Raw genomic sequence first — 23,927 nt, forward strand, 5'->3', positions numbered from 1 at the left:
CTCCATGCGATCGCGCATCGGCCCGGGTGCGAGGACAACCGCCTCGGCTGGCAGCAAGAGCAGCGCGCCCAGCCGCATCGCCTTAAGCGAATGGGAGGCGCTTGACCTCATCCTGCCGGACCTGGACGCGATGCGCGCCTACCGCTTGGGTCGTGTCATTGACGAGATAAACCGGCGCGGCATCTCCGCCATGCTGTGCTTCGACCCGGTCAATATCCGCTACATCACCGATTGCCCCAACATGCAGCTCTGGGTCGCACACAACCCGTGCCGCGCGGTGCTGGTATCTGCCGCCGGGCGCGTGATCCTGTGGGACTTCAAGGGCTGCGCGCATCTCTCCGCAGACCTGCCGCTGGTGGGCGAGACGCGCGCGAGCGGGGGCGCGCCGGTCTTCAGCTACGGCGAGCACGCCGGCGTTCCCGCCGCGAGATTTGCGACCGAGGTCATGTATGTGCTGCGCGAAGCGGGCGGGGGCGGCGGGCGCCTCGCAATCGACCGCGCAGACCCTTCGGTCATCTTCGCATTCCAGCAATGCGGCGCCGCGCTTGCCGAGGGCCAACCCGCAATGGAGCGCGCCCGCGAGATCAAGTCCGCCGACGAGATTGCCGCGATACGCTGCGCCATCGCTGCCTGTGACGCGAGCGTCGCCGAAATGCGGGAAGCCTTCCAGCCCGGAATCAGCGAGGTGGAGCTGTGGTCCCACCTCCACGCCGGCAACATCAAGCGCGGCGGCGAATGGATCGAAACGCGGCTGCTGACCTCGGGCCCGCGCACCAACCCATGGTACCAGGAATGCAGCGGGCGCATCATCGAGGCTGGCGACATCGTTGCCTTCGATACGGACCTGATCGGCGCCTACGGTTACTGCGTCGATTATTCGCGCAGCTGGCTGGCAGGGGATGGCAAGCCATCAGACCACCAGCGGCGCCTGAGCGACATCGCCCTCGCCCATGTCGCTCACAATGCCGCGCTGATCGTCCCCGGCACCAGCTTTGCCGAGATTAGTGCGCAGGCCCACCGCCTGCCCGAAGAGTTCCGTGCGCACAGGTACAGCGTCCTGGCGCACGGTGTCGGTATGGCGGACGAATGCCCGGCAATCCGCTATCCCGAGGACTCGGACGAAACCGATCCGCAAGGCCTGGTGAAGCCCGGCATGGTGTTCGCGGTGGAGGCCTTCGTCGGCTCCGAACACGGCGGCGAAGGGGTGAAGCACGAGGACATGGTACTGGTCATCGATACGGGGAACGAGCGGCTGACCCACTTCCCGATCGACCCGGCTTTCGCGTGCTGAGCTGGCCAAGCATTTCTGTTCGCTGCCATCAGAGGCCGTGATGCAAGGCTTCGGCAATTGGCCTGCGGCACCGGCAATGGCACGCTGCACGCCAGGCGATTGAGGAGCGCTGCGCAATGACCCTTCCCGAACATGCCCCATATGTGATCGTCGGTGCCGGCGTGCATGGCCTCTCGGTCGCCTATCACCTCGCGGTGATGCTGCGCGAACGCGGGCTTGGCTCTGGCGAGGATATCGTGATCGTCGACAAGGGCGATGTGGGGTCGGGCGCATCGGGCATCGCCTGCGGCGTGGTGCGCAACAACTACTTCCAGCCTGCCATGCGCGAGCTGATGGCGCATTCGGTCGAGGTCTGGGAGGAAGATGCCGAGACCTACAGCTACCACCCGGTAGGCTACATGCAGATCTCGCCCGAAAGCATGCATGAAGATGTCGCCTCGATCTACGATCAGCAGAAGGCCATCGGCTACGACAGCACCTTCGTAGAAGGGGAAGGCGACAGCGCGCGTTACATGCAATCGATCTTTTCCGACTGGCAGGCCAAGGGGATCACCTCCGTCCTGCATGAGAAGAAGGGGGGCTACGCCAACAATATGCTGGCGATGAAGGGCGTCTGGAAAAAGGCCGAGAGCGAAGGCGTGCGGCTGCTTGGCGGCACGACGGTTACCGGCTTTCGCGCCGCCAGCGGCAATTCCTCCGCAATCGAGGCGGTGCTGACGGACCGCGGCGAAATCCGCTGCGACCAGGTGGTTATCGGCGCCGGTCCGTGGGTGCGCGACATGTGGTCGATGCTGGAACTGCCGCAGACCATCGAAGTGCGCGGCAGTGATGGCACGCTGCACCAAGGCGTTCCCATGTGGAAGTTCTGGCAGCTGGAAGAAGGCGTTCTGGCGGTCGATCCCGAGATCCAGAAGACCAATGACGGGGCCATGCCGCCCGTCATCCATATCGATACCGACGCCCCGCTCTATTCCACGGTGGACGGATCGCTGATCACCAACGAGCTGTGGGGCATCTATTACAAGCCGGATTTCAACTTCAACGGCATCCAGGGCGGCGCCATGCCCTACGAGGTGACGACCCCGGCGGAAGAGCTGGCGATCGACCCCTACGGTCCGGCGAGCCCGGAGTGGATTTCCTCGCCCGATTTCGCGGTGATGTGGGTTTCCGCCCTCGCCCATTGCCAGAAGCGTTTCGAAGGCCGCATGGCCGATTACCACAAGGAGCCCTCTGGCGGCGTCGGCTGCTTCACGCCCGACAGCTTCCCTGTGATCGACGTGTTCCGCGACAACGCCTGGGTGATCGCGGACAGCAATCACGGCTACAAGATGATCGGCGTCGGCAAGCTGGTAGCGCAGGAAATCCTTGGCGAGAAAAGCCGCCTGCTCGAACCCTTCCGCTTCGCGCGCTACGAGGAAGGCAAGCTGCACCCCGTCTCCAACAGCCCCTATCCCTGGAGCTGATGGAGCGGGGGCAGGCAGGCCTCAGCTGATATTCGAATCCGGGAAGCTCGCCTTGCGGGTTTCCATGAACTCCACCAGCCGCGCGTCGATTTCCGGGTCGAGCGCGGGCGGTACGTAATCGGAAAGCAGCTGTTTATAGAGCTTCTCCGCACGGTCTTCCGCGCTGAGCGAGCCGTCCTCGACCCACTGCTCGTAGCTGTTGTTGTCGGCGATGGTGGAGCGGTAGAAGGCGCTCTTGAAGTTTGCCTGCGTGTGGCTGCAACCAAGGAAATGCTGGCCGGGGCCGACTTCGCGCAGTGCGTCCATCGCCTGTCCGTTCTCCGTCATGTCCACGCCATTGGCATAGACCGCCATCATGGCCGCCTGGTCGCAGTCCATCACGAATTTCTCGTACCCCATGGCGAGCCCGCCTTCGAGCCAGCCAGCCGTGTGCAGCATGAAGTTCACGCCCGCGAGCAGGCCCTGCTGCAGCGTATTGGCAGCTTCGTAAGCCGCCTGCGCGTCGGGCACCTTGGACGCGGTAAAGCCGCCCGCGCTGCGGAACGGCACGCCAAGGCGGCGGGCCAGCGCCGCGCCGGTGTTGATGACCAGCGAAGCCTCCGGCGAACCGAAGGTCGGCGCGCCGGACTGCATGGACATGGAGCTGACGAAATTGCCGTAGATAACCGGCGCGCCGGGGCGCACGAGCTGGGCGAGCGACATGCCGACCATGCCCTCGGCCAGCGACTGCGCGGCCACTGCGGCCACCGTTACCGGGCTCATCGCGCCTGCCACGATGAAGGGGCTGACCATCACGGCCTGGTTGTGCTTGGCATAGACCTTCAGCGAACCGAGCATGGTGTCATCGAAGGTCATGGGCGAATTGGCGTTGATCAGATTGATCAGCACGCAGTTCTGGTCGACGAAATCGTCGCCGAATACGATCTTGGCCATGGCGACCGAATCCTCGGCGCGGTCGGGGTGCGTGACCGAACCCATGAAGGCCTTGTCGCTGTATTTGATGTGGCTGTAGACCATGTCGAAATGGCGCTTGTTCACCGGCAGGTCGACCGGTTCGCAGATCGTGCCACCCGAATGGTGCAGGCTGTCCGCCATGTAAGCCAGCTTCACGAAATTGCGGAAGTCCTCGATCGTCGCGTAGCGGCGGCCTTCCTCGCGCGAATAGACGAAGGGGGAGCCGTAAGCCGGGACGAGCACGGTGTTGTCGCCGCCGATCTCTACATTGTTGGCCGGGTTGCGGGCGTGCTGCGTGAACTGCCTGGGCGCGGTGGCCTGGATGAGGTTACGGCACATGCCGCGCGGGAAGCGCACGCGCTCGCCATCGGCGGTCGCGCCGGCCTTGACGAAGATCTCGATGGTTTCCGGGTCGTCCTTGATGTCGATCCCGATCTCGGAGAGGATCGTCTCGGCATTATCCTCGATTGTCGCCAGGTCGGCATCGCCCAGCACCTCATAGGGCGGGATCTTGCGCTTGATATAGGCTGCGCGCGGCTGTGCCTCGGCAGCATTGGCTGCGGCGCGGCCGCGGCGGCCCCCGGAACGTCCTTCTCTCGCCATGGTAATGGTCCTTCCTATGCTGTCCTGTCGCGCGAGCGGCGCCGGCGGCCCCGCCCCTGCTGGTTTTCATCATTCGATTGCGGGGCGGAGGGGAATGCCATCGCCTCCACGAAATAGTCCTGGAACTTGGGTTCGGTCGCGGTCTCGACCTTTTCGATATGGCGCACCGCCTCGACCAGTTTCTGCTGCTCGGCGCGGTTGAACATCGCCATGGCCGCGCCCATCCCTGCGGCATTGCCGATGGATCGGATCTGGTCCGCCTCGGCCCCCGGGATGATGCCGATGCGCGCGACGTAGGAGGAATCGAGGTGGTTGCCGAAAGCGCCGGCCAGCAGCACCTCGTCGAAGCTCTCGCAGCCCAAATGGTCGGTCAGCAACCGCACGCCCGCCGCCAGAGCTGCCTTGGCCAGCTGCACACTGCGGATATCGGTCTGCTTGATCCAGATCTGCGCGCCCGGCTGGTCGACCAGCAGGAACTTCCAGCTCTTCCCGTCCTGCACGAAGCGCGCAGGGCATGCTTCAGGGCGGAACAGGCCGCCCCGGTCGATGAAGCCGGCATCCGCCAGTTCCACCATCACTTCGAAGATGCCGGAACCGCAGATGCCGCTGACGCGGTGCGGCAGGGCCGATCCGTCGCTGTCGGAATTCCATTCGTCATGGCCGATGATGCGGACCCTGGCGGAGCCTGTCGCAGGATCGATCCGTACGCGCTCGATCGCGCCCTTGCTGGCGCGCACCCCGGCGCTGATCTCCGCGCCTTCGAAGGCGGGGCCCGTGGGGGAGGACGCCGCGGCGACCTTCCCGCCGTGGCTCAGCACGATTTCCGCATTGGTGCCGATATCGACCAGCAGGACGCTGCGGCCCTCCATCGCGTCGATCTGCGTAAGATACGCGCCTGTCGTATCCGCCCCCACATGCCCGCCGATCAGCGGCAGCATGGTAACACGCGCGCTTTCCGATATGCCGAGGTCGAGCAGGCGGGCGGGCACCTGGAACTGGTCCTTGACGGCCAGCGTGAAGGGCGCCTGGCCAAGCTCCACCGGAGAGATGCCGAGGAACAGGTGGTGCATGATGGGATTCCCCACTGCGACCACTTCCAGGATCTGGTTTTGGCCCAGGCTCAGCGTCACCCGCGCCTGCTCCAGCATGGCGGCGACCTGCTCGCGCACGGCCTTGGTCAGCTTCTCCTCACCGCCCTTGTTGAGCATGCAGTAGGACACGCGGCTCATCAGGTCCTCGCCGAAGCGGATCTGCGGGTTCATCGCGCTCGCCTCATAGGCCAGCTCGCCCTGCGAGAGATCGTAGACATAAAGCGCGATGGAGGTCGAACCGATGTCGATTGCCGCGCCGTAGACGTGGAACATCTCCGGCGGCCAGATGTCGATGATTTCCCGGTCGTCGCGCACCACCGCGATCAGCCGCCGGTTGTTCTTCGCCAGGATCGGCTGCAGCTTCACCAGCGTGCGATGCTTGGGCGAAGCTTCGATCCCGAACCGGCGCAGGGCGGCGCTCAGCGCCTCGGCATCGGAGGGGTTATCGTCGAGCTCCTGCTGCGGCAGCTCTAGCATGTGAAGCGTGACGGCCGGTGCGAGATCGGTCAGGAAGGCGACCGAGGTCTTGGAAATACTGGTGTCGTATTCGCGCGCGTCGGCGGGCACATCCACCACCACATCGCCCAGGACGCGTGCGCGGCAGGCCAGCCGGCGGCCGGGTTGCAGCCGCCCCTTCTCTATTGCCCGCTTCTCGCTGTCGGTGAAATCGGACAGGGCATCTTCACCCACGGTGATGCCGTATTTCGCGTGGCTGCCCGGCTCCACTTCCACCTGGCAGCGGTTGCACATGCCCTTGCCGCCGCAGATGGATTGCAGGTCCACGCCGGCGGCCAGCGCAACGTCGTAAACGGTGTCCTCACCGCTGGCCGTGGCGCGGATGCCGGAAGGCGTGAAGATGACCTTGTGCTGCGTCATGCGTGCCTCAGCAGCCTCCCGATGGCTGTCCGGGCCATGCGGGCAACCCATCGGTCACATCGTAATAATCGCCCTTTTCGGCGGTGAAGATATGGCCGGGCGTGGCGAGACCTGCAGTGTCGTCCAGGCTTCCGGCCAGGACACTGATGGTCTTGCCCGCGCGCTGGCGCCAGAACAGCGGCGTGCCGCATTGCCGGCAGCGCGCAAGCTCCGACGATCCGGAATGCGGCGTCCAGGAAATCAGCCCGTCCCAGTCCAGCTCTCCATTCCCGGTGCGGCAGGCGGCCATGTAATGCCCGGTGACATGGCGGCACTGCCGGCAATGGCAGTACCAGATGTCGCGCAGCCCCTCTGCGCGGTAAGTCACATTACCGCAGAGGCACTGCCCGGTGCGCAGGTCAGCCACGGCGGCGGCGGCTGCCGCGACGACCGCCCCGGCCCTCGCCTTCGCCTTCGGCAGGCGGTTCGCGGTAAGTCTTGATCCAATTGGCGCAATTGGGATCGTTGCCGTTCAGCACGTCCGCCGCCTTGATGGCGGGGACCAGCCCTTCATGCAGCGGGTTCAGGATCGCGCTGGTCATGCCGGCGCATTGCAGCATGGGCAGGAAGCTGTTGTTGATGGCGTGCCGGTTGGGCAGGCCGAAACCGACATTCGATGCCCCGCAGGTGGTGTTGACGCCCAGCTCCTCGCGAAGGCGGCGGATCAGGCGGAACACGTCCTTGCCCGCGGAATTGATGGCGCCGATCGGCATGACCAGCGGGTCCACCACGACGTCCTGCGGCTTGATCCCGTGGTCCTGCGCACGCTCCACGATCAGCTTGGCGATCTTGAAACGCTCGTCCGGATCTTCCGAGATGCCGGTCTCGTCATTGGAAATGGCGACCACGGCGGCATCGTATTTCTTCACCAGCGGCAAAACGCGTTCCATCACTTCGCTTTCGGCCGTGGTGGAGTTGACCAGAGCGCGGCCCTGGTAAGCCGCAAGCCCGGACTCCAGCGCTTCGATGATGGAGCTGTCGATGCACAGCGGCACGTCGGTCACCGACTGCACCAGCTGGACCACCTCGGCGAGGATCTTCGGCTCGTCCGCCAGCGGGATGCCAGCGTTGACGTCCAGCATCTGTGCGCCCGCTTCCACCTGCGCCAGCGCATCGGCCTGGACGCGCGAATAGTCGCCTTCCATCATTTCGGCGGCGAGCAGCTTGCGCCCGGTGGGATTGATCCGCTCCCCGATCATCACGAAGGGCTGGTCGAAGCCGATGATGACTTCCTTTGAGGCGGAACTGAGTACGGTTCGTGACATGCGGGGTGGGTCCTTATCCTTGAGCCGCCTGGAATTGATGTTCGATATTGGTCTGCAGCGCGTCTTCCGCGCCCGCGAGGGCCCACGGCTTGCGGCCGCCCAGCACGCCGGAGTGCGTGACGATCTCGCCCACGAACTGCTCCTGCTTGTAAGCCATCAGGTGGATGCCGTTGATGCCTTCGATCTCGGCCAGCTGCTGCATCAGCTCGACAGCGATGGCCCGGCCTTCCTCGCGCGGTTTCTCGGCCTGCTCCAGCCTGCGAACGAGCGCATCGGGGATATGCACGCCGGGAATGGCGCTGCGCAGCCACATGGCGGTCTTTGCGCTGGCCAGCACGCCCACACCCATCAGCGTATAGCATTGCTCCGCCAGGCCCATGTCGACCGCGCGCTTCATGAACTCGCGCGCCATGTCCACGTCGAAGCAATATTGCGACTGGACGAACTGCGCACCTGCCGCGACCTTCTTGGCGAACTGGTCGACGCGGTTGGCGATCGGCGGCGCGAAGGGATTGATCGACGCGCCAAGGAACAGGCGCGGGCCTTCATCCAGCTTGCGGCCGGACAGGAAATGCTCATCGTCCCGCAGGGTGCGGATGGTCTGCAGCAGCGATACGCTATCGAGATCGAAGACGGGCTTGGCTTCCGGATGGTCGCCCACGCTGACATCGTCGCCGGACAGGCACAGCACGCTGCATACGCCCAGCGCGGCGGCCCCCAGCACGTCGCCCTGGATGGCGATGCGGTTCCGGTCGCGGCAGCTGATCTGGATGATGGGCGAATAGCCAACGCGCGTCAGCAGGGCGCAGACGCCCAGGCTGGACATGTGGCAATTGGCGCCCGACCCGTCCGTCGCGTTGATGGCGTCGACATAGCCATCGAACAGCGAGGCGCGATTGAGCACCTCGTCCGGATCGGCGCTGTCGGGCGGAGCGATTTCGGATGTGATGGCAAAATGGCCTGAACGCAGCACGCGCTCGAACCGGCCGTGCGAGGAATACCCCTCGCGCATCGGCAGCGGGTCGCCGGGATTGGCGCCATATTCGTCGAAGGCGAAATCGTCACTCATCGCGGGCCAGCCTCAGCCAGGATGACTTGCCCTTGTTACGCTGGTCCACGGCAAACTGCAGGTCGCGGATCGCCTCGCTGCCTTCGCGCATCCGGCTCGCCCCGTCCCACGCAGCGTGCCACACGCAGCGCATTTCCGGCTTCACCTCGCACATGCCGTTCTCGCGCACGCCGCCGCACGGGCCGTTACGGATCGTCTTGGGGCAATTCATCGGGCAGGACATGCCGGTGCTGGAAAGCACGCAGTTGCCGCACATCTTGCAGTCGAAGAAGAACTCCTTGCCCACCCGCTCCACGGCGGTGATCGGGCGGTCCAGGCTGCGGCCGAACACCTTCGTCACACCGCGTAGCAGCTTCACGATTGCCGGGTTGATCGCGTTGTAGACGCGCTCCATCCCGCGCGAATGGCGCACTGACCACAGGCGCACGCTATACATGCGGCTGCGCCCCGGATTCGCGCGCCACGGCTGCCACGGCACTGGCCAGGTCGCCATAACCCACATCGCGGAATACGTAATTCAGGCCCAGCCGGTCGGCCGCTTCCTTGGCCTTGATACGCAGCAGCGGCACATCGGCCTGCGCCAGGTAAACAAGGTCGCGGTAATTGCCGAACAGGCTCTCAAGCATCTCCGGGTGCCGATCCAGCGCAAGCCCTTCCCAGATCAGCCGGTCGAAATGCTTGACCAGGAAATCGGTGACGAAAAAGCTTCCGACCTCTGCCTCGGTAATGTCCTCGAATACCGGGCTGGTGGCATAGAATTCATAGCAATGGGCATGCGGCAGCCGCTCTGCATCATGGCGGGTCAGCACGGCATCCAACGCGCCGCCCGTCCCGCAATCGCCATAGCCGATCAGGACCTGCGAATACTTTTCGCGGTGCTGCGCCAGGAACTCATCGACGCGCGGCGCGATCTGCGCCGGGCGGTTATGCAGTTCTGCCGGCAGGCAATGCAGCACCAGCGCATCCTCGCCCACGCCCAGCTGCTTGCGCAGGGCGATGATCTCGTTCGCCAGCGCACCGCAGGCCAGGATCAGCGCCGGGCCATCGGGATTGCGCGTGGTGGTCGCCAGCGTCGCCCCGACTGCACCCGATTCGCCCTGCGGACGGGCGCGCCGTGCCAATCGAGACTGCCGTCCGCCCGACCGGCGAGCGGCGCCGCTCATCAGTGGTTCTGCCCAACCAGCGCGCGGGCGAGTTCGGCGCTCATCGCAGCATCGCGGCCATATTGGGTTGCCCCGATGGCATCGGCAAATTCCTGGTTCAGCGGCGCACCGCCAACCATGACCGGCAGCTCTTTCATGATGCCGCGCTTGTCCAGCTCCTCGATCACGACGCCCATATACGGCATGGTGGTGGTCAGCAGGGCGGACATGCCCAGGATCGCAGGCTCATGCTCGTCGATCGCGGCGAGGTAGTTCTCGATCGGGTTGTTGATGCCCAGGTCGATCACTTCGAAACCGGCCCCTTCCAGCATCATGCCGACCAGGTTCTTGCCGATGTCGTGGATGTCGCCCTTGACCGTGCCGATGACATATTTGCCGAGGCTGGCCTTGTTCTCGCTGGCTGCGAGGATCGGGCGGAGCAGTTCCATGCCGGACTTCATGGCCCCTGCGCATTGCAGCACTTCGGGCACGAACAGGATGCCGTCGCGGAAATCGACGCCCACGATGCGCATGCCTTCGACCAGCGCGTCGCTCAGCACTTCGTTCGCGTCCCAGCCGCGTTCCAGCAGGATCGTGGTGCCTTCGTGCACTTCGTCCGCCAGCCCGTCGTAGAGGTCGTCCTTCATCTGCTCGACGAGATCGTCGTCGTTCAGATCACGCAGGATGATTTCTTCGGAATCTTCGCTCATAAGCCGCATCCTCTCCAGCGCGACGAGGGCGGCAATTGACCGCCCGGGACCTCCTCTTCCGGGAGTGGATGGAAAATGCGTAGGCCTGCGCTTTCTGTCTATTCTGCATGCGACAACAAATGCTATAAATGCGACATTATCGACGCGCTCAGCGAGTGCGGAGAGGAGACGGGCATGGGCGAGTTTACCGGCGGCGAAAACGGCGTGCCTGCTGCGCCCACCCGCAAATTCACATTCCTGCTCGTCCCCGAGTTTTCGATGATGGCATTTACCGCCGCGATCGAGCCCCTGCGCGCGGCCAACCGGACGGCGGGACGCACCCTGTATTCTTGGCGCGTGGCCACGCTGGATGGCGGCCAGGTGAAAGCCAGCAATGGCGTCAGCGTAGTGGCGGATGGTTCGCTGGCGGACGTGGCCAAAGGGGGCGTGCTGCTGGTCTGCGCAGGGCTTTCTGCCGCAGATCACGCGTCACCGGCGCTGCTGAATGCCCTTCGCCTGCAGGCGCGGCATACCGAATCGCTTGGCGGGGTGTGCACGGGCAGCATCATCCTGGCCGAGGCCGGCCTGCTTGGCGGCTATCGCTGCACGGTCCACTGGGAAGACCTGGTCAGCTTTGCCGAGAATTTTCCGGAGCTCGAAATTACCTCGCGCCTGTATGAAATCGACCGCGACCGCGTGACCTGCTCGGGCGGTACGGCCCCGCTGGACATGATGATCCACTTCATCGCGCTGGACCACGGGCGGGAGCTGGCCGTCGGCGTGGCCGAGCTGATGGTCCATCACTTCGCCCGCGAGGCGCATGAGCCGCAGCGCCTTTCCATCCTGGAGCGGACCGGCGTGCGGCATCCCAAGCTGCTCCAGGCCATCGCGCTGATGGAAGAGGCGATCGAGCACCCCGCACCGCTGGACCGCATCGCGGAAGGCGCGGGCCTGTCGCCGCGCCAGATGGAACGGCTGTTTGCCATGCATTTCGAGAAGACGCCCTCGCGCTATTATCTCGGCCTCCGGCTCGCCCGCGCCAGGCATTTGCTGGGCCACACTGCGCTCCCGGTTGTGCAGGTGGCGCTGGCAACCGGCTTTGCGTCTCCGGCGCATTTCACGAAATGTTACCGCGAGGCATTCGGCAATACGCCGAGTGCGGAGCGGCAGGCACCGGTAAAGGATCGCCTGCCGATCGATGACCGGGTCGCCTAGTCGCCGCTACGCGGATCGAATTCGAACACCGCGGGTGTGGTCGGGCGGGCGATGATGAACCCGTCCTGCTCGCTGGCCGGGACGCTGCGGCGCCGCGCAATGCGGTACAGGCCAAACACCACCAGCGCGGCATGCATCGCCGCCGTGTAACCGAACAGGGCCGACGGGCCGAACGCGGTCATGATCGATGGCGAAAGGAGCGGCCCTGCCACCGAGCCAAGGCCATAGATCAGCAGCAGCCCGCCGCTGATCGCCACGAAATCGTCCGGCTCCGCATGATCATTGGCATGGGCCGCCGCCAGGCCGAACAGCGCCATGGCGAAGATGCCGTAACCGCCCGCGCCTGCCAGCATGGCGAAGTCCGACCGTGTGCCAAGCACCATCAGTGCTGCGCCGGCGATGGCTGCACCGGTCGATGCAAGGATCAGGATCTTGCGCCGGTCGATCACGTCCGACATCAGGCCGAGCGGGTATTGCGCCGCCGCGCCTGCCAGGATGGCCGCGCTCATGAAGGTCGCGATCATCGCCGACCCGTATCCCATCTGCTGCACGTAGATCGGGCCGATGGACCAGAAGGCCCCATTGGTCAGTCCGACCACGAAGCAGCCCGCCACCGCCAGCGGGGACACCGCCCATAGCCGCCGCAGGTTCAGCTTCGCCTCGCGCGGGGGCGAGGGATGCTCGATCCGCGTCAGGGCGACGGGCACGATGGCGAGCGCGATGAGCACGGCGACCAGCGAGAACAGGATGAAGCCTGCAGGATCGGCCAGCAGCAGCAGGTACTGGCCCACCGTCATCGCCGCGAAATCAATGATGCGATAGATCGCCAGAACCTGCCCGCGATTGGAATTGGTGGAGCGTTCGTTGATCCAGCTCTCGATCAGCATGTAGAGACCGGCAAAACTGAAGCCGACCACCACGCGCAGGCCCGTCCACAGCCATGCGGATGCTTCTATCGCGAAGATCAGGCTGGATGCGGCAGCCAATGCAGACAGGGCGGCGAACACCCGGATGTGGCCAACGCGGCGCACCATCTCCGGCGTCATCACGCAGCCAAGGATGAAGCCGGCGTAATACCCGGCCATGACGATGCCGATCGACTGGAGCGCGAAGCCTTCCATGCTCGCCCGGATCGAAATCAGCGTGTTCTGCAGCGCCCCGCCGGCCAGCAGGATCGCGGAGGAGACGAACAGCGAGCCGAGGGCGAGGAATATCCGGGTCATGCTGCACCTTAGGTCCGGGGCAGGCACGCAGCCCGCCGTGAACTCAACTCACGAATCGCGTTACGAATCCGGGGCGCAGATAGGCCTCGTCCCACGCCGGCCGCAAGAACACTTCCTCCAGCTCCGGCGCGAAGCTTTCCAGGGGCTCCGTTGCATAGGCGGGATCGAAGCTGGTCTGGTCCCACGCCTCGCAGAAATGCGCGGTGGCCGCAAAGTGCGGATCGCCCCGGTATTTCTCGCGCGCATCGGGGTCGAGCCCGACCTTGTCGCCATAATATTTGAACTGGAAAATGCCGTGATGGCGCGTCGCCCAGGTGCACTCCTCGCGCACATAGGGGGCGATGATGGCGGCAGCGAGCGTGTCGTGGTTTTCCGGCGCCAGCTCGTCGCCCAGATCATGCAGCAGCGCGGTCACCACCCAGTCTGCATCTGCTCCATCGCGCCGTGCTCGCGTGGCGGTTTGCAGCGAATGATCGAGGCGCGATACCTGGTATCCCGACAGCCCGTCATCCATGGCGCGCAGCCGTGCCATCAGCCGCGCCGGCAGCTGCGCCTTGAAAGCCGCCTCATGCTCTTCCAGCAGCGCGTAATCGTCATGCGTGCCTTCATCCATGCGGGTGAAAGTGACCTTGCCCGCGCCGCTCATGCCGCTTCGCGCCCGAGGCTGGCCACGCCATCGCGCATCAGTGTGCGCCACAGGCTGCGCGGCCCGTCATGATCGATGTAGCAGCCCTGCAGGTGGCGCCGGCCGCTGGTCCCGTCGAAAGCGGTGCGGCCATGCAGCGTGCGGCGGTTGTCCATCATCAGCAGCAGGCCCGGCTCGAAGGGGAAACTCAGCTGGAACCTGGGATCGTTCGCCAGCTTCTGCAAGCGCCGCCTGCCGGAATAGAACAGGTCCAGCTTCTCCGGCTCGGCCGGCAGCACATAATCGAGCCGCGAACTCAGCCGCAGACCGATTAATCGGCCCAGGCTGTCCCGCTCGACCAGCGGGCTCGCGTCCTCGACGATGCAGCTGGAGGTATCATAGCGGAAGCGTACGGGCAGTTCTTCCAGCACGCGTGCTTCCTGCGGTGCGACCTCTTCGATGTGCTCGACCAGCGCCAGCCCGTCGACCACGGTGGAAAGCCCGCCCGCCACGTTATTCTCAAGGCAGTGGAGGAACTGGATGCCGGGCACGGGGAAGCGGTATGGATTGTCCGTATGCGCGGCGAGCGCGAGGCCGGTATAGGCAAGGTCGGTGGCGACCGGCTTGCTGTAGACGTCGAACAGGCGGCCCCAGTTCGTCTCGCGGATATAGCCGAAGCGCTGGGCCAGCGCGTCAAGGTCGCCCGGCTGGTGCGGCGTGCCCCGGATGATGCAGAAGCCGCGCGCGAAGAAACCGTCCAGCAGCGCGTGCATGCCGTCCGCCGTGTCGATTGCAGCGAAATCCACGGACGGGATTTCGCCGCTGGCATTGGTCCAGGCGATCGGCGACGGCGTGCGCTCCGGATCGTCCTCCCACCCGCATTCCACCAGCAGGCGCGCGGCATCGAAGCGCGAGCTGAAACCGTCGCTGAAGCTGATGGCAAAGGCCCCGTCTTCCAGCGCCGCGATATCCGCCACGCGCAGGTCGCCCGGCAGGTCATTGGGTTCATACAGGCGCTGGTGATTGACCGGGTCGACGAGCGCGGGGTCGTTTACCCTTTCGCGCAGCCAGATAGGATGGAGGTGGAGCCGGTCTGCCGTGCCGCGGGCGATGATCGCCCCGCCGGTCTGCTGGTCCGCGACAAGAGTTACGCCTTGCACCATATCGACACCTCTCAATGCCTTGCGCGAGGGCCGCAGTGCGCACCTCGCACTTCCTACCGGTTCAGCTCTCGGTGGCTGCCTTCACCAGCACACCCCAGACGAATTCAGCAAAACTGCGCCAGACCTCGATCACGAAGCGCGTATCGGTTTCGCGTATCAGGACAATTTCTGTGGCTTCGAAGACGGTGCGCTTGCCACTGCCGACCGGGAAGTTTTCGAGGTCCAGCGGATTGCCGCGCCGCAGCACTTCCACCGCACGCGGGCCTTCGATGGATATGGCAACCTGCCGCTCCGACACATCGACAACGCTCAGCGGTTCGCCCGGCTTCCCGGGAGCAGCTGTGCCGGCGGGCATGCGCATGAGCCATTCGTCCGGTCCAAGGCAGATGATGCCATCGCCGATCGAACCGATCTTGCGCGGCAAGACGCCGCCGATGGCCTTGTCCAGCAGGGCCGGATCGCGCGCACGAAGGGAGTAGCGCGCCATGGGCGGCTCCAGCGCGATCGTCACGCCGGCAAATTCTGCAGGGGCGAGCGGCACGGGCTCGCTGCGGCGAAGCGCCTCAGCCATCGAGCTTCTCCCCTCTCTGATCATAGAAGACCATGCCGGTCACTTCGGCGCGAATGGTCTTGCCCGGCATCGGGATATGGAGTGTTTCGCCCATCCGGCCATGCCCGCCTGCGACCATGGCAATGGCGATGGAACGGCCCAGCGTGGCGCTCCAGTAACTCGAGGTGACATGGCCCAGCATGGTCATGGGCACAGGCTGGTTCGGATCGGCCACGATCTGCGCGCCTTCCTCCAGCACCTCTTCCGGATTTTCGGTCAGCAGGCCAACCAGCTGCTTGCGCCCGGCCGCGACGATGTCGGGGCGCTTCAGGCTGCGCATGCCCACGAAATCGGTCTTCTTCTTGCCAATGGCCCAGTCCATCGCCGCATCGGTGGGCGTGATCGTGCCGTCGGTGTCCTGGCCCACGATGATGTAGCCCTTCTCCGCACGCAGCACGTGCATCGTCTCGGTCCCGTAGGGCGTGATGCCATGCGCTGCGCCGGCTTCCATCAACCGCTCCCACAGCGCGCGGCCATAGGCGGCAGGCACGTTGATTTCGAAGCCGAGTTCGCCAGTAAAGCTGACGCGGAACAGGCGCGTGGGCACGCCGCAGATCTTGCCTTCGCGAACCGCCATGTGCGGGAAGGCTTCGGGCGAGAGGTCGATGCCCTCCACGAAGGGCGCAATGACGTCGCGCGCCTTCGGGCCCTGCAGCGCGATGACCGCCCATTGCTCTGTCGTGCTGGTCAGCCAGACGTCCAGGTCCGGCCATTCGGTCTGGAGGTAATCCTCCATCATCGTCAGCACGCGCGGCGCGCCGCCGGTTGTGGTGGTCAGGTGGAAGCGGTCGTCCGCCAGCCGCGCGGAAACGCCGTCATCGGTGATGAAGCCGTCTTCCTTCAACATCAGGCCATAACGGCAGCGGCCCGGCTCCAGCATCTTCCACGGATTGGTGTACATGCGGTTGAGGAATTCGGCGGCATCCGGGCCGACGACTTCGATCTTGCCAAGCGTCGAGGCATCGAAAATTCCCACACCCTCTCGCACCGCCAGGCACTCGCGGTTGACCGCAGCGTGCATGTCCTCGCCGCCTTGCGGGAAATAGCGCGCCCGGCGCCACTGGGCGACAGGCTCGAACACCGCGCCGTGTTCCTCGGCCCAGCCGTCGATATTGGTCGTGCGCGTCGCCTGGAACAGCGCGTCCTTCGCATGCCCCGCCATCGCGCCGAAGGTCTGCGGTGTATAGGGCGGGCGGAAGGTGGTCAGGCCGATCTGCGGGATCGGGCGGCTGAGCGCGGTGGAGGCAAGCTGCAGGCCGTTGAGGTTGCTCGTCTTGCCCTGGTCGGTCGCCATGCCGGTGGTGGTGTAGCGCTTGATATGCTCGATCGACTTGAAGCCTTCGCGCACGGCAAGGGCGATGTCCTTGGCGGTCACATCGTTCTGGAAATCGACGAATGCCTTGACGGTGGCCGGGTCCTTGGGCGTGGGCAGGCGGTCCAGATTGACCCCGCCCCCGAAATCCCATGCGCCCCCGCACGCGCCAACACAGCGGACGTTCTCATGCGGCTTGTCAGGCAGATAAGCGCCCCATGTGTCATCCCAGGTGATCGAACCCTTCGAATGCGACCAGAGGTGGATGCTGGGTGTCCAGCCCCCCGCCATCAGCAGCGCATCGCAGGCGATCTTGCTGCGACGCGAACCGTCATTGCCGGCAATGGAAATGCCCGAAACCGCATGGCGGCCTTCAACTTCGAACACGCTGGCATCGAGGTGGTAGGAAATGCCCCGGTCGCGCGCGGCGTCGATCAGGTCACCCGGCACATCGGCCCGGTAATCGACGATGGCGGCGACCTTTACGCCGGCATCCTGCATGGCAAATGCATCGTGCCAGCCGCTGTCGTGACAGGCCATCAGCGCGACATTGCGGCCCACCGCCACGCCGTAGCGGTGGAGATAGGTCCGCGCGGCCGAAGCCAGCATCACGCCGGGCGTATCATTGCCTTCGAAAACCAGCGGACGCTCGATCGCGCCCTGCGCCAGCACCACTTCGCCTGCGCGGATGCGCCACAGCTTTTCGCGGGGGCCATTGCCGGTTTCCGGCAGGTGATCCGTCAGCCGCTCGATCGCGGTGATGAAATTGTCGTGATAATAACCGAGCGCCGTGGTCCGCCGCAGGATGCGGACATTCTCAGCCTGCTCCAGCTCGCGCACGGAAGCCTCAAGCGCGGGCCATTGCGCCGGGTCGGACAGCGCGCCGCCGCCCAGCTCGTCCTGCTCGTCCACCAGCACCACCCGCCCGCCGGCCCGCGCCGCTTCCAAGGCGGCTTCGATACCAGCCGGGCCAGCGCCGACGACCAGCACTTCGGCATGGAGGTATTCGGCAGTGTAATGATCGGGATCGGGCAGTTCGGGCGCGTCGCCCAGTCCCGCCATCTTGCGGATCGCAGGCTCGTACAGCTTCTCCCAGAAGCTGCGCGGCCACATGAAGGTCTTGTTGTAAAAACCCGCAGGGAAGAAGCGCCCCAGCCGGTCGTTGATCGCGCCGAAATCCGTCTTGAGAGACGGCCAGCGGTTCTGGCTGCGCGCGTCGAGGCCGCTGTAGATCTCGACCATGGTGGCGCGCAGGTTCGGCGTGAAGCGGCCCGGCCCGCGGTCGACGGAGACCAGCGCATTGGCCTCTTCCGTGCCGGCCGACATCAGCCCGCGCGGCCGGTGGTATTTGAAGCTGCGCCCGAACAGCGTTTCGCCATCGGCCAGCAGCGCGCTCGCCAGCGTATCGCCGGCAAAGCCTTCGCGCGCCGTGCCGTCCCACTGGAAGGCGACCGGCTTAGAGCGATCGATCCGCCCCAGTCCCTCTACGCGCCAGCCGCTCATTTGCGAGGCTCCCCGGCCTTGTAGGTCACTTCGAACTTGTCGCTCACCGTGTCGCGCACGGCATTGAAGAAGCGCCCGCAGCCAAAACTGTGCCGCCAGCGTTCATTGTGGCGACCGCGCGGGTTGGCGCGCACGAAAAGGTATTTCTCCCACTGCTCGTCCGACAGGGCGGCAGGGTCGAGCGGGCGCGCGATATGGGCTTCGCCGGCATAGGTGAACTCCACCTCCGGCAGGTCCTGTTCGCAATAGGGGCAGCGGATCAGCAGCATATCAGTGCGCCACCGCAGCAGCGGCGGCCTCGTCGATCAGGCGCCCGTTGCGGAATCGCTCCAGCGTGAAGGGCGCATTGATGCGGTGCGGTTCGTCCTTGGCGATGGTCCAGGCCAGCAGGTCCGCCGCGCCAGGCGTGGCCTTGAAGCCGCCGGTGCCCCAGCCGCAATTCACATACAGGCCCTTCACCGGCGTCTTGCCCAGGATCGCCGAGCGGTCGGGCGTCACATCCACCGTCCCTGCCCAGCTACGCAGCATGCGCATGCGGCGGAAGATCGGGAAGATCTCGCAGATGGCCGCGATATTGTGCTCGATAATGTGGGAGGCGCCGCGCTGGGAATAGCTGACATACTGGTCCGTACCCGCACCGATCACCAGCTCGCCCTTGTCGCTCTGGCTCATGTAGGCATGGACCGTGTTCGACATGACGACACAGGGGAAGACCGGCTTCACCGGCTCGCTGACCAGCGCCTGCAGCGGATAGCTCTCCAGCGGAAAATCGAGCCCGGCCATCTTCATGATCAGCGAGCTGTTGCCTGCCGCCGAAACACCGATCTTCTTCGCGCCGATGAAACCGCGCTGGGTCTCCACGCCTTGCACCGCGCCGTCGGCCCCGCGGCGGATGCCAGTGACGGCGCAGTTCTGGATGATGTCCACGCCCAGCGCCGCAGCCGCGCGGGCATAGCCCCAGGCCACGCTGTCATGCCGTGCCGTGCCGCCGCGCCGCTGCAGGGCCGCGCCCAGCACGGGATAGCGCGCGGCCGGATCGATCGACAGCGGCGGGCAGTATTCCTTCGCTTCTTCCGGGGTCAGCCATTCATTGTCGACACCGTTCAGGCGATTGGCATGGATGTGCCGCTTGAAGCTCTGAACGTCGTGCACATTATGCGCCAGCATCAGCACGCCGCGCTTGGAATACATGACGTTGTAATTGAGGTCCTGGCTCAGCCCGTCCCACAGCTTCACCGAATGGTCGTAGAGATGCGCGCTCTCATCATAGAGGTAATTGGAGCGGATGATCGTGGTGTTGCGGCCCGTGTTGCCGCCGCCCAGCCAGCCCTTCTCGATCACGGCGACATTGGTGATGCCGTGCTTCTTCGCCAGGTAATAGGCGGCACCCAGCCCGTGCCCGCCCGCGCCCACGATGATGACATCGTAGGATTTCTTGGGCGCGGCGTCGGGCCATTGCTCCGGCCACGCCTTGTGGTGGCCGAGTGCCTTGGCGAACAGGGAAAGGGCGCTGAACTTCACCATCGGATCAGGCGCGCAGGGCCTCGTTTTCAGGGTCGAACGGGCTGTCGGGGATGACCACGGCCCTGTGGCGCTTGCCTAGGATCGCAATTTCCAGCTCGGTGCCGGGTTCGGCCAGGTCGGGTCGGACCATGGACAGAGCCAGGCTCTTGCCCACGCGCCAGCCATAACCGCCGGAGGTTACGCGCCCGACCAGCTCGTCGCCCTGGTAGATCGCTTCGGAGCCGCGGGCATCGGCATCGGTCACGTCCATGACCTCCATCGTCACCAGCGTGTTGCTCAGCCCGGCAGCCTGCCGCTCCAGCAGGCGCTCGCGCCCGTGGAAGTGTTCCTTCTTCTTCGAAATGAAGCGATCGAGCCCGCTTTCATGCGCGGAGTATTCGATCGAAAGCTCGCGCGGGATCAGCTTGTAGCTTTTCTCCATCGCCATCAGCACCATGGCGCGAATGCCGAAGGGCTTGATTTCGAACTCCTCGCCCGCCGCCATCAGCTGGTCGAAGATGTAGTTCTGCATCTCGATCGGGTGATGGATTTCCCAGCCCAGCTCGCCGATGAAGTTCACGCGCAGGGCGTGGACCGGCGCCGTGCCGATGCTGATCTTCTGGCCGGTCAGCCAGGGGAAGGCCTCGTTCGACAGGTCGGCGCGCGTCACCTTGGACAGCACGTCGCGCGCCCGCGGGCCGGCCAGCACCAGCACGCCCATGCTGGTGGTCAGCCGTTCGAACGTGACAGAACCATCGGTCGGCATCGCCTTCTTCAGGTAATCGTGATCGTGCCGCTCATAGGCACCAGCGGAGACGAGGTAGAACTCCTGCTCGCCCGTCTTGTAGACGGTGAATTCGCTGCGCACGCCGCCTTCGCTGGTGAGCAGATAGCTGAGGCAGAGGCGGCCGACCGTCTTGGGCACGAAATTGGTCAGCAGGCCGCCCAGCCAGTCCGCCGCGCCCGGGCCGGAGATACGGCATTTGGCAAATGGCGACATGTCCTGGATGCCGACCTTGCTGGTGACGTGCTTCACCTCGTTGCCGACATGCTCGAAATAGTTGGAGCGGCGGAACGACCATTTTTCCTGGATCGGCGCACCATCGTGAACCGGGTGGTTGTGGTTCAGCAGCACGTCGGTCTTGCCGAGCTCCTCTTCGGAAACCTCGTAGCCTTCCGGTGCGAACCAATTGGGCCGTTCCCAGCCGAACACCGTGCCGAACACCGCGCCCAGGTCCTTCATCCGGTCATAGCAGGGCGTGCGGCGCAGGCCGCGGCCCGCTTCGCGTTCCTCGTCCGGATAATGGACGGTGAAGACCTTGGCGTAGGCTTCCTCGTTCTTCTCGATCAGATAGCCTTCGCCCGCATATTCGCCGAAGCGGCGGGGGTCGACGCCCATCATGTCGATGGTCGGTTCGCCGTCCACGATCCAGTGGGCCAGCTGCCAGCCTGCACCGCCTGCGGCCGTGATGCCGAAGCTGTGGCCTTCGTTCAGCCAGAAATTCTTGCGGTCCCAGGCCGGGCCGATAATCGGCGAGCCGTCGGGCGTATAGGCGATGGCGCCGTTATAGACCTTCTTCACGCCCACTTCGCCAAACGCCGGTACGCGGTCGATCGCCGTTTCGATATGTGGCATCAGCCGTTCCAAATCGTCCGGGAACAGTTCGTATTCGCTGTTGACGGCAGGTCCGTCCACGTAGCAGGCAGGCGCGCCAACCTCGTACGGGCCGAGCAGCAGGCCGCCGGCCTCCTCGCGCATGTACCAGCTGGAATCGCTCTCGCGCAGGACGCCAAGCTCTGGCAGGCCCTGTGCGCGCCGCTCCATGATCAGCGGGTGCTGTTCAGTGACGAAATACTGGTGCTCCACGGGGATCACCGGAATATCGAGGCCGACCATCTTGCCGGTCTGGCGCGCGAAATTGCCGGTGCAGGACACCACATGCTCGCAGGTGATGTCGCCCTGGTCGGTGGAGACGACCCACTCGCCATTGGCCTTCTGCGTAATGCCGGTGACGGTCGTGTTGCGATGGATCTTTGCGCCGCGCTGGCGCGCACCCTTTGCCAGCGCCTGCGTTAGATCGGCCGGCTGGATATAGCCATCGTCCGGATGGCGGATCGCGCCGATGATGTCGTGCGTTTCGGCCAGCGGCCAGATTTCCTTCACCTCGTCCGGCGTCAGGAAATCGCAATGCACGCCGATCGTCTTCGCGACGCCTGCGTAATAATGATACTCGTCCATCCGGTCCTGCGTCTTGGCGAGGCGGATGTTCGACACGCGCGAGAAACCGACGTTCAGCTCGGTCTCCTCCTCCAGCGTGGGATAGAAATCGACCGAGTACTGGTGGATCTTGCCGACAGAATAGGAGAGATTGAACAGCGGCAGCAGGCCGGCGGCATGCCAGGTCGAACCGCTGGTCAGTTCCTTGCGTTCGATCAGCACCACATCGGACCAGCCGAGCTTGGCGAGATGGTAGAGCGTACTCACGCCCACCACGCCCCCGCCGATCACAACCACTCGCGCGTTTGTCGTCATAGTCACTGGCAAAATCCGTCCGAGAATCCGTGGGACAACCCCTGAGGCTCATATGCATTGCGCGGGGGCGGGTTCGCAACGCGCAGAACCTGCATTCGGCATACTAATGCTCGGGATTAGTGCGATCCCGGCAGGCCGGGCGCTGCGGGCAAGGAATCCCCGATTTCCGCCGGTTGCGCACGGGCTGCCGCGAACCCGCCAGCCCGCTGCCAGGCCGTGTCATAACATTTGCAAATGTCTTGCTGGTGCGGTGCAGATGAACGGCAATTGCTTTCGGCAATCGTGCTCGGCATCAGGCCCGCCATTGGTCGGAGGGGCAATGCCGCTTCGGGAAGAGGGAATGGCCAGTTGGCGAATTTGATCGATGGGCGCGCGCTTGCGCGAAGCCTGGATGAAGAAACGCGGGCCGGAGTGGCCGAGCGCATAGCCGCCGGGCACGAGGCGCCGGGGCTCGCCGTGGTGCTGGTCGGCAGCGATCCGGCGAGCGAGGTCTACGTCTCGCACAAGATCCGGGCCTGCGCGCGCGTTGGCATTGTCAGTTACGAGCACCGCCTGCCGGAAAGCACCTCGCAGGATGCCCTGCTGACGCTGATCGCAAGGCTCAATGTCGACCCTACCGTCCATGGCATACTCGTGCAGGTTCCCCTGCCGCCGCATATCGAGGCAGGCGTGATCCTTGGCGCGATCGACCCGGCCAAGGATGTCGACGGGTTCCATCCGGTCAATGTGGGCCGCCTGTCGACCGGCACGGGCGGGCTGGTCCCCTGCACCCCGCTGGGTGTAATGAAGCTGCTCGATACCGTGATCGATGACCTGACGGGCATGAACGTGGTCGTGATCGGGAAATCGAACATCGTGGGCAAGCCGATTGCCATGCTGCTGCTGGAGCGCGAGGCCACCGTCACTGTCACGCATATAGAGACGCGCGGCCTGCCCGAGATCGCGCGGCGGGCCGATGTCATCATCGCGGCCGCCGGCGCGCCGCGCCTGGTGCGCGGCTTCTGGGTCAAGCAGGGCGCCGTGCTGATCGACGTGGGCATCACCCGCGCCGCGCGCGAGGATGGCGGCGAGAACCTGGTGGGCGATATCGCCATCGACGAAATGGAACATGCCAAGGCGGTCACGCCTGTGCCGGGTGGTGTCGGTCCGATGACCATCGCCTGCCTGCTGGCCAATACATTGAAGGCGGCGCGCAACGCCGGGAAGGGTCAAGATGGCAGGGATTAGTGCGACAACCATCGTGCGGGTGCGCGATTATCCGGTGCTGGCCGATATCGGCATAAATCCCGACGAGATCGGCCGGCGGCAGCCGCTGGTAGTGAATGTGGAGGTGGAGATTGCGGCTCCTTCTGTCAGCGATATCGAACAGACGCTGGATTATCGCTGGATCGTTTCCGAGATCGACGCGCTGGCATTGGTCCACATCCCGCTGATCGAAACCTTCGCCCACCGCCTGGGCGAGAAATGCGTCGGGATGGACAATGTGACGGGCGCGGATATCTCGATCGACAAACCCTTCGCCATCACGCGCGGAATGGCCGGCACAAGGGTACAGGTCCGCCGCGACTGAAAGCCGCTTTCAAGCCGGATTTTCGCGAAAATGGTGCCCAGAAGAGGACTCGAATATGTGCATTAACAAATTGTTCTAGCTCATATTTTCGATTAGCCGTCCAAAAGTGGCCCCCAAATTGGCCCCCAAGCTAGCTTCTTTACCCGAAATAGTTTGGTCGCTTGCTCAGTCTCGCAGTTTCTCAGCGG

The 23,927-nt window shown here is 64.7% G+C and carries 21 protein-coding genes; 5 read left to right on the plus strand and 16 right to left on the minus strand.

Features of this window, described 5'->3' with window-relative positions; genetic code table 11:
- Positions 1-4: 4 nt before the first annotated feature.
- Together A6F65_RS00605 and A6F65_RS00610 are read left to right on the plus strand one after the other, a co-directional pair.
- Positions 5-1,291 carry a M24 family metallopeptidase gene (locus A6F65_RS00605; protein ID WP_067784623.1) on the plus strand — a complete coding sequence of 429 codons (1,287 nt, stop codon included), beginning with the start codon at positions 5-7 and terminating at the stop codon, positions 1,289-1,291.
- Positions 1,292-1,407: 116 nt separating this feature from the next.
- On the plus strand, positions 1,408-2,754 hold the full coding sequence (locus tag A6F65_RS00610) for an NAD(P)/FAD-dependent oxidoreductase (protein WP_067784626.1): 1,347 nt from the start codon (positions 1,408-1,410) through the stop codon (positions 2,752-2,754).
- A gap of 21 nt (positions 2,755-2,775) precedes the next feature.
- Here the strand turns inward: A6F65_RS00610 and A6F65_RS00615 are convergent, their stop codons facing one another.
- The 8 genes from A6F65_RS00615 to A6F65_RS00650 are packed head-to-tail and all read right to left on the minus strand — an operon-like array spanning position 2,776 to position 10,503.
- A complete protein-coding gene (locus tag A6F65_RS00615; protein ID WP_067784629.1) occupies positions 2,776-4,311 on the minus strand; it encodes a trimethylamine methyltransferase family protein in 1,536 nt (511 codons plus the stop codon).
- 14 nt (positions 4,312-4,325) lie between these two features.
- Positions 4,326-6,278 carry an ASKHA domain-containing protein gene (locus A6F65_RS00620; RefSeq protein ID WP_067784631.1) on the minus strand — a complete coding sequence of 651 codons (1,953 nt, stop codon included), beginning with the start codon at positions 6,276-6,278 and terminating at the stop codon, positions 4,326-4,328.
- Positions 6,279-6,285: 7 nt separating this feature from the next.
- On the minus strand, positions 6,286-6,684 hold the full coding sequence (locus A6F65_RS00625) for a GFA family protein (RefSeq protein WP_067784634.1): 399 nt from the start codon (positions 6,682-6,684) through the stop codon (positions 6,286-6,288).
- Positions 6,677-7,582 carry a methyltetrahydrofolate cobalamin methyltransferase gene (locus A6F65_RS00630; protein ID WP_067784637.1) on the minus strand — a complete coding sequence of 302 codons (906 nt, stop codon included), beginning with the start codon at positions 7,580-7,582 and terminating at the stop codon, positions 6,677-6,679. The genes A6F65_RS00625 and A6F65_RS00630 overlap by 8 nt, the downstream gene beginning before the upstream one ends.
- Before the next feature lie 13 nt (positions 7,583-7,595).
- The gene (locus A6F65_RS00635) at positions 7,596-8,651 is read right to left on the minus strand and encodes a methylenetetrahydrofolate reductase (protein ID WP_067784640.1); all 1,056 of its coding nucleotides are present in this window, start codon (positions 8,649-8,651) and stop codon (positions 7,596-7,598) included.
- Positions 8,644-9,087, minus strand: a complete 444-nt coding sequence (locus A6F65_RS00640) for a methylenetetrahydrofolate reductase C-terminal domain-containing protein (RefSeq protein ID WP_067784643.1) — start codon at positions 9,085-9,087, stop codon at positions 8,644-8,646. The genes A6F65_RS00635 and A6F65_RS00640 overlap by 8 nt, the downstream gene beginning before the upstream one ends.
- A complete protein-coding gene (locus A6F65_RS00645; RefSeq protein ID WP_205631887.1) occupies positions 9,080-9,772 on the minus strand; it encodes a DUF1638 domain-containing protein in 693 nt (230 codons plus the stop codon). Before A6F65_RS00645 ends, A6F65_RS00640 begins: the two co-directional genes overlap by 8 nt.
- Before the next feature lie 41 nt (positions 9,773-9,813).
- Positions 9,814-10,503: a corrinoid protein gene (locus A6F65_RS00650; RefSeq protein ID WP_067784645.1), complete on the minus strand. Its 690-nt coding sequence runs from the start codon at positions 10,501-10,503 to the stop codon at positions 9,814-9,816.
- A 75-nt stretch (positions 10,504-10,578) separates the two neighbouring features.
- Here A6F65_RS00650 and A6F65_RS00655 point away from each other — a divergent pair, with 75 nt between their 5' ends.
- On the plus strand, positions 10,579-11,697 hold the full coding sequence (locus tag A6F65_RS00655) for a GlxA family transcriptional regulator (RefSeq protein WP_205631888.1): 1,119 nt from the start codon (positions 10,579-10,581) through the stop codon (positions 11,695-11,697).
- On the opposite strand, the gene A6F65_RS00660 is transcribed toward A6F65_RS00655, so the two are convergent.
- The 8 genes from A6F65_RS00660 to A6F65_RS00695 are packed head-to-tail and all read right to left on the minus strand — an operon-like array spanning position 11,694 to position 22,169.
- A complete protein-coding gene (locus tag A6F65_RS00660) occupies positions 11,694-12,920 on the minus strand; it encodes an MFS transporter (RefSeq protein WP_067784651.1) in 1,227 nt (408 codons plus the stop codon). The genes A6F65_RS00655 and A6F65_RS00660 overlap by 4 nt on opposite strands.
- Positions 12,921-12,963: 43 nt before the next feature.
- Complete coding sequence (locus tag A6F65_RS00665; protein WP_067784654.1) at positions 12,964-13,566, minus strand: HD domain-containing protein; 603 nt, start codon at positions 13,564-13,566, stop codon at positions 12,964-12,966.
- Positions 13,563-14,723, minus strand: coding sequence for a TauD/TfdA family dioxygenase (locus A6F65_RS00670; RefSeq protein WP_157093001.1), 1,161 nt, complete (start codon positions 14,721-14,723; stop codon positions 13,563-13,565). Before A6F65_RS00670 ends, A6F65_RS00665 begins: the two co-directional genes overlap by 4 nt.
- Positions 14,724-14,769: 46 nt before the next feature.
- Positions 14,770-15,279: a sarcosine oxidase subunit gamma gene (locus A6F65_RS00675; RefSeq protein WP_067784659.1), complete on the minus strand. Its 510-nt coding sequence runs from the start codon at positions 15,277-15,279 to the stop codon at positions 14,770-14,772.
- On the minus strand, positions 15,272-18,133 hold the full coding sequence (locus A6F65_RS00680; RefSeq protein ID WP_067784662.1) for a glycine cleavage T C-terminal barrel domain-containing protein: 2,862 nt from the start codon (positions 18,131-18,133) through the stop codon (positions 15,272-15,274). Before A6F65_RS00680 ends, A6F65_RS00675 begins: the two co-directional genes overlap by 8 nt.
- Positions 18,130-18,402 carry a sarcosine oxidase subunit delta gene (locus A6F65_RS00685; RefSeq protein ID WP_067784665.1) on the minus strand — a complete coding sequence of 91 codons (273 nt, stop codon included), beginning with the start codon at positions 18,400-18,402 and terminating at the stop codon, positions 18,130-18,132. Before A6F65_RS00685 ends, A6F65_RS00680 begins: the two co-directional genes overlap by 4 nt.
- A 1-nt stretch (position 18,403) precedes the next feature.
- The gene (locus A6F65_RS00690; RefSeq protein ID WP_067784668.1) at positions 18,404-19,657 is read right to left on the minus strand and encodes a sarcosine oxidase subunit beta family protein; all 1,254 of its coding nucleotides are present in this window, start codon (positions 19,655-19,657) and stop codon (positions 18,404-18,406) included.
- A 4-nt stretch (positions 19,658-19,661) separates the two neighbouring features.
- Complete coding sequence (locus A6F65_RS00695) at positions 19,662-22,169, minus strand: GcvT family protein (protein WP_067784671.1); 2,508 nt, start codon at positions 22,167-22,169, stop codon at positions 19,662-19,664.
- 348 nt (positions 22,170-22,517) lie between these two features.
- Between A6F65_RS00695 and A6F65_RS00705 the strand changes: the two genes are divergently transcribed.
- Positions 22,518-23,396, plus strand: coding sequence for a bifunctional 5,10-methylenetetrahydrofolate dehydrogenase/5,10-methenyltetrahydrofolate cyclohydrolase (locus A6F65_RS00705; RefSeq protein ID WP_067784676.1), 879 nt, complete (start codon positions 22,518-22,520; stop codon positions 23,394-23,396).
- The gene (locus tag A6F65_RS00710; protein ID WP_067784679.1) at positions 23,383-23,739 is read left to right on the plus strand and encodes a dihydroneopterin aldolase; all 357 of its coding nucleotides are present in this window, start codon (positions 23,383-23,385) and stop codon (positions 23,737-23,739) included. Before A6F65_RS00705 ends, A6F65_RS00710 begins: the two co-directional genes overlap by 14 nt.
- The last annotated feature ends 188 nt before the right edge of the window (positions 23,740-23,927 follow it).

It is taken from the genome of Paraurantiacibacter namhicola, from assembly GCF_001687545.1.
GTDB classification, from domain to species: domain Bacteria; phylum Pseudomonadota; class Alphaproteobacteria; order Sphingomonadales; family Sphingomonadaceae; genus Paraurantiacibacter; species Paraurantiacibacter namhicola.

Coding starts and splice junctions, on each gene's coding strand:
- A6F65_RS00690 (WP_067784668.1), bottom strand. CDS start 19,657: ATGGTGAAGTTCAGCGCCCTTTCCCTGTTCGCCAAGGCACTCGGCCAC.
- A6F65_RS00685 (WP_067784665.1), bottom strand. CDS start 18,402: ATGCTGCTGATCCGCTGCCCCTATTGCGAACAGGACCTGCCGGAGGTG.
- A6F65_RS00665 (WP_067784654.1), bottom strand. CDS start 13,566: ATGAGCGGCGCGGGCAAGGTCACTTTCACCCGCATGGATGAAGGCACG.
- A6F65_RS00610 (WP_067784626.1), top strand. CDS start 1,408: ATGACCCTTCCCGAACATGCCCCATATGTGATCGTCGGTGCCGGCGTG.
- A6F65_RS00650 (WP_067784645.1), bottom strand. CDS start 10,503: ATGAGCGAAGATTCCGAAGAAATCATCCTGCGTGATCTGAACGACGAC.
- A6F65_RS00655 (WP_205631888.1), top strand. CDS start 10,579: ATGCGTAGGCCTGCGCTTTCTGTCTATTCTGCATGCGACAACAAATGC.
- A6F65_RS00620 (WP_067784631.1), bottom strand. CDS start 6,278: ATGACGCAGCACAAGGTCATCTTCACGCCTTCCGGCATCCGCGCCACG.
- A6F65_RS00630 (WP_067784637.1), bottom strand. CDS start 7,582: ATGTCACGAACCGTACTCAGTTCCGCCTCAAAGGAAGTCATCATCGGC.
- A6F65_RS00640 (WP_067784643.1), bottom strand. CDS start 9,087: ATGTATAGCGTGCGCCTGTGGTCAGTGCGCCATTCGCGCGGGATGGAG.
- A6F65_RS00680 (WP_067784662.1), bottom strand. CDS start 18,133: ATGAGCGGCTGGCGCGTAGAGGGACTGGGGCGGATCGATCGCTCTAAG.
- A6F65_RS00605 (WP_067784623.1), top strand. CDS start 5: ATGCGATCGCGCATCGGCCCGGGTGCGAGGACAACCGCCTCGGCTGGC.
- A6F65_RS00660 (WP_067784651.1), bottom strand. CDS start 12,920: ATGACCCGGATATTCCTCGCCCTCGGCTCGCTGTTCGTCTCCTCCGCG.
- A6F65_RS00615 (WP_067784629.1), bottom strand. CDS start 4,311: ATGGCGAGAGAAGGACGTTCCGGGGGCCGCCGCGGCCGCGCCGCAGCC.
- A6F65_RS00695 (WP_067784671.1), bottom strand. CDS start 22,169: ATGACGACAAACGCGCGAGTGGTTGTGATCGGCGGGGGCGTGGTGGGC.
- A6F65_RS00675 (WP_067784659.1), bottom strand. CDS start 15,279: ATGGCTGAGGCGCTTCGCCGCAGCGAGCCCGTGCCGCTCGCCCCTGCA.
- A6F65_RS00635 (WP_067784640.1), bottom strand. CDS start 8,651: ATGAGTGACGATTTCGCCTTCGACGAATATGGCGCCAATCCCGGCGAC.
- A6F65_RS00710 (WP_067784679.1), top strand. CDS start 23,383: ATGGCAGGGATTAGTGCGACAACCATCGTGCGGGTGCGCGATTATCCG.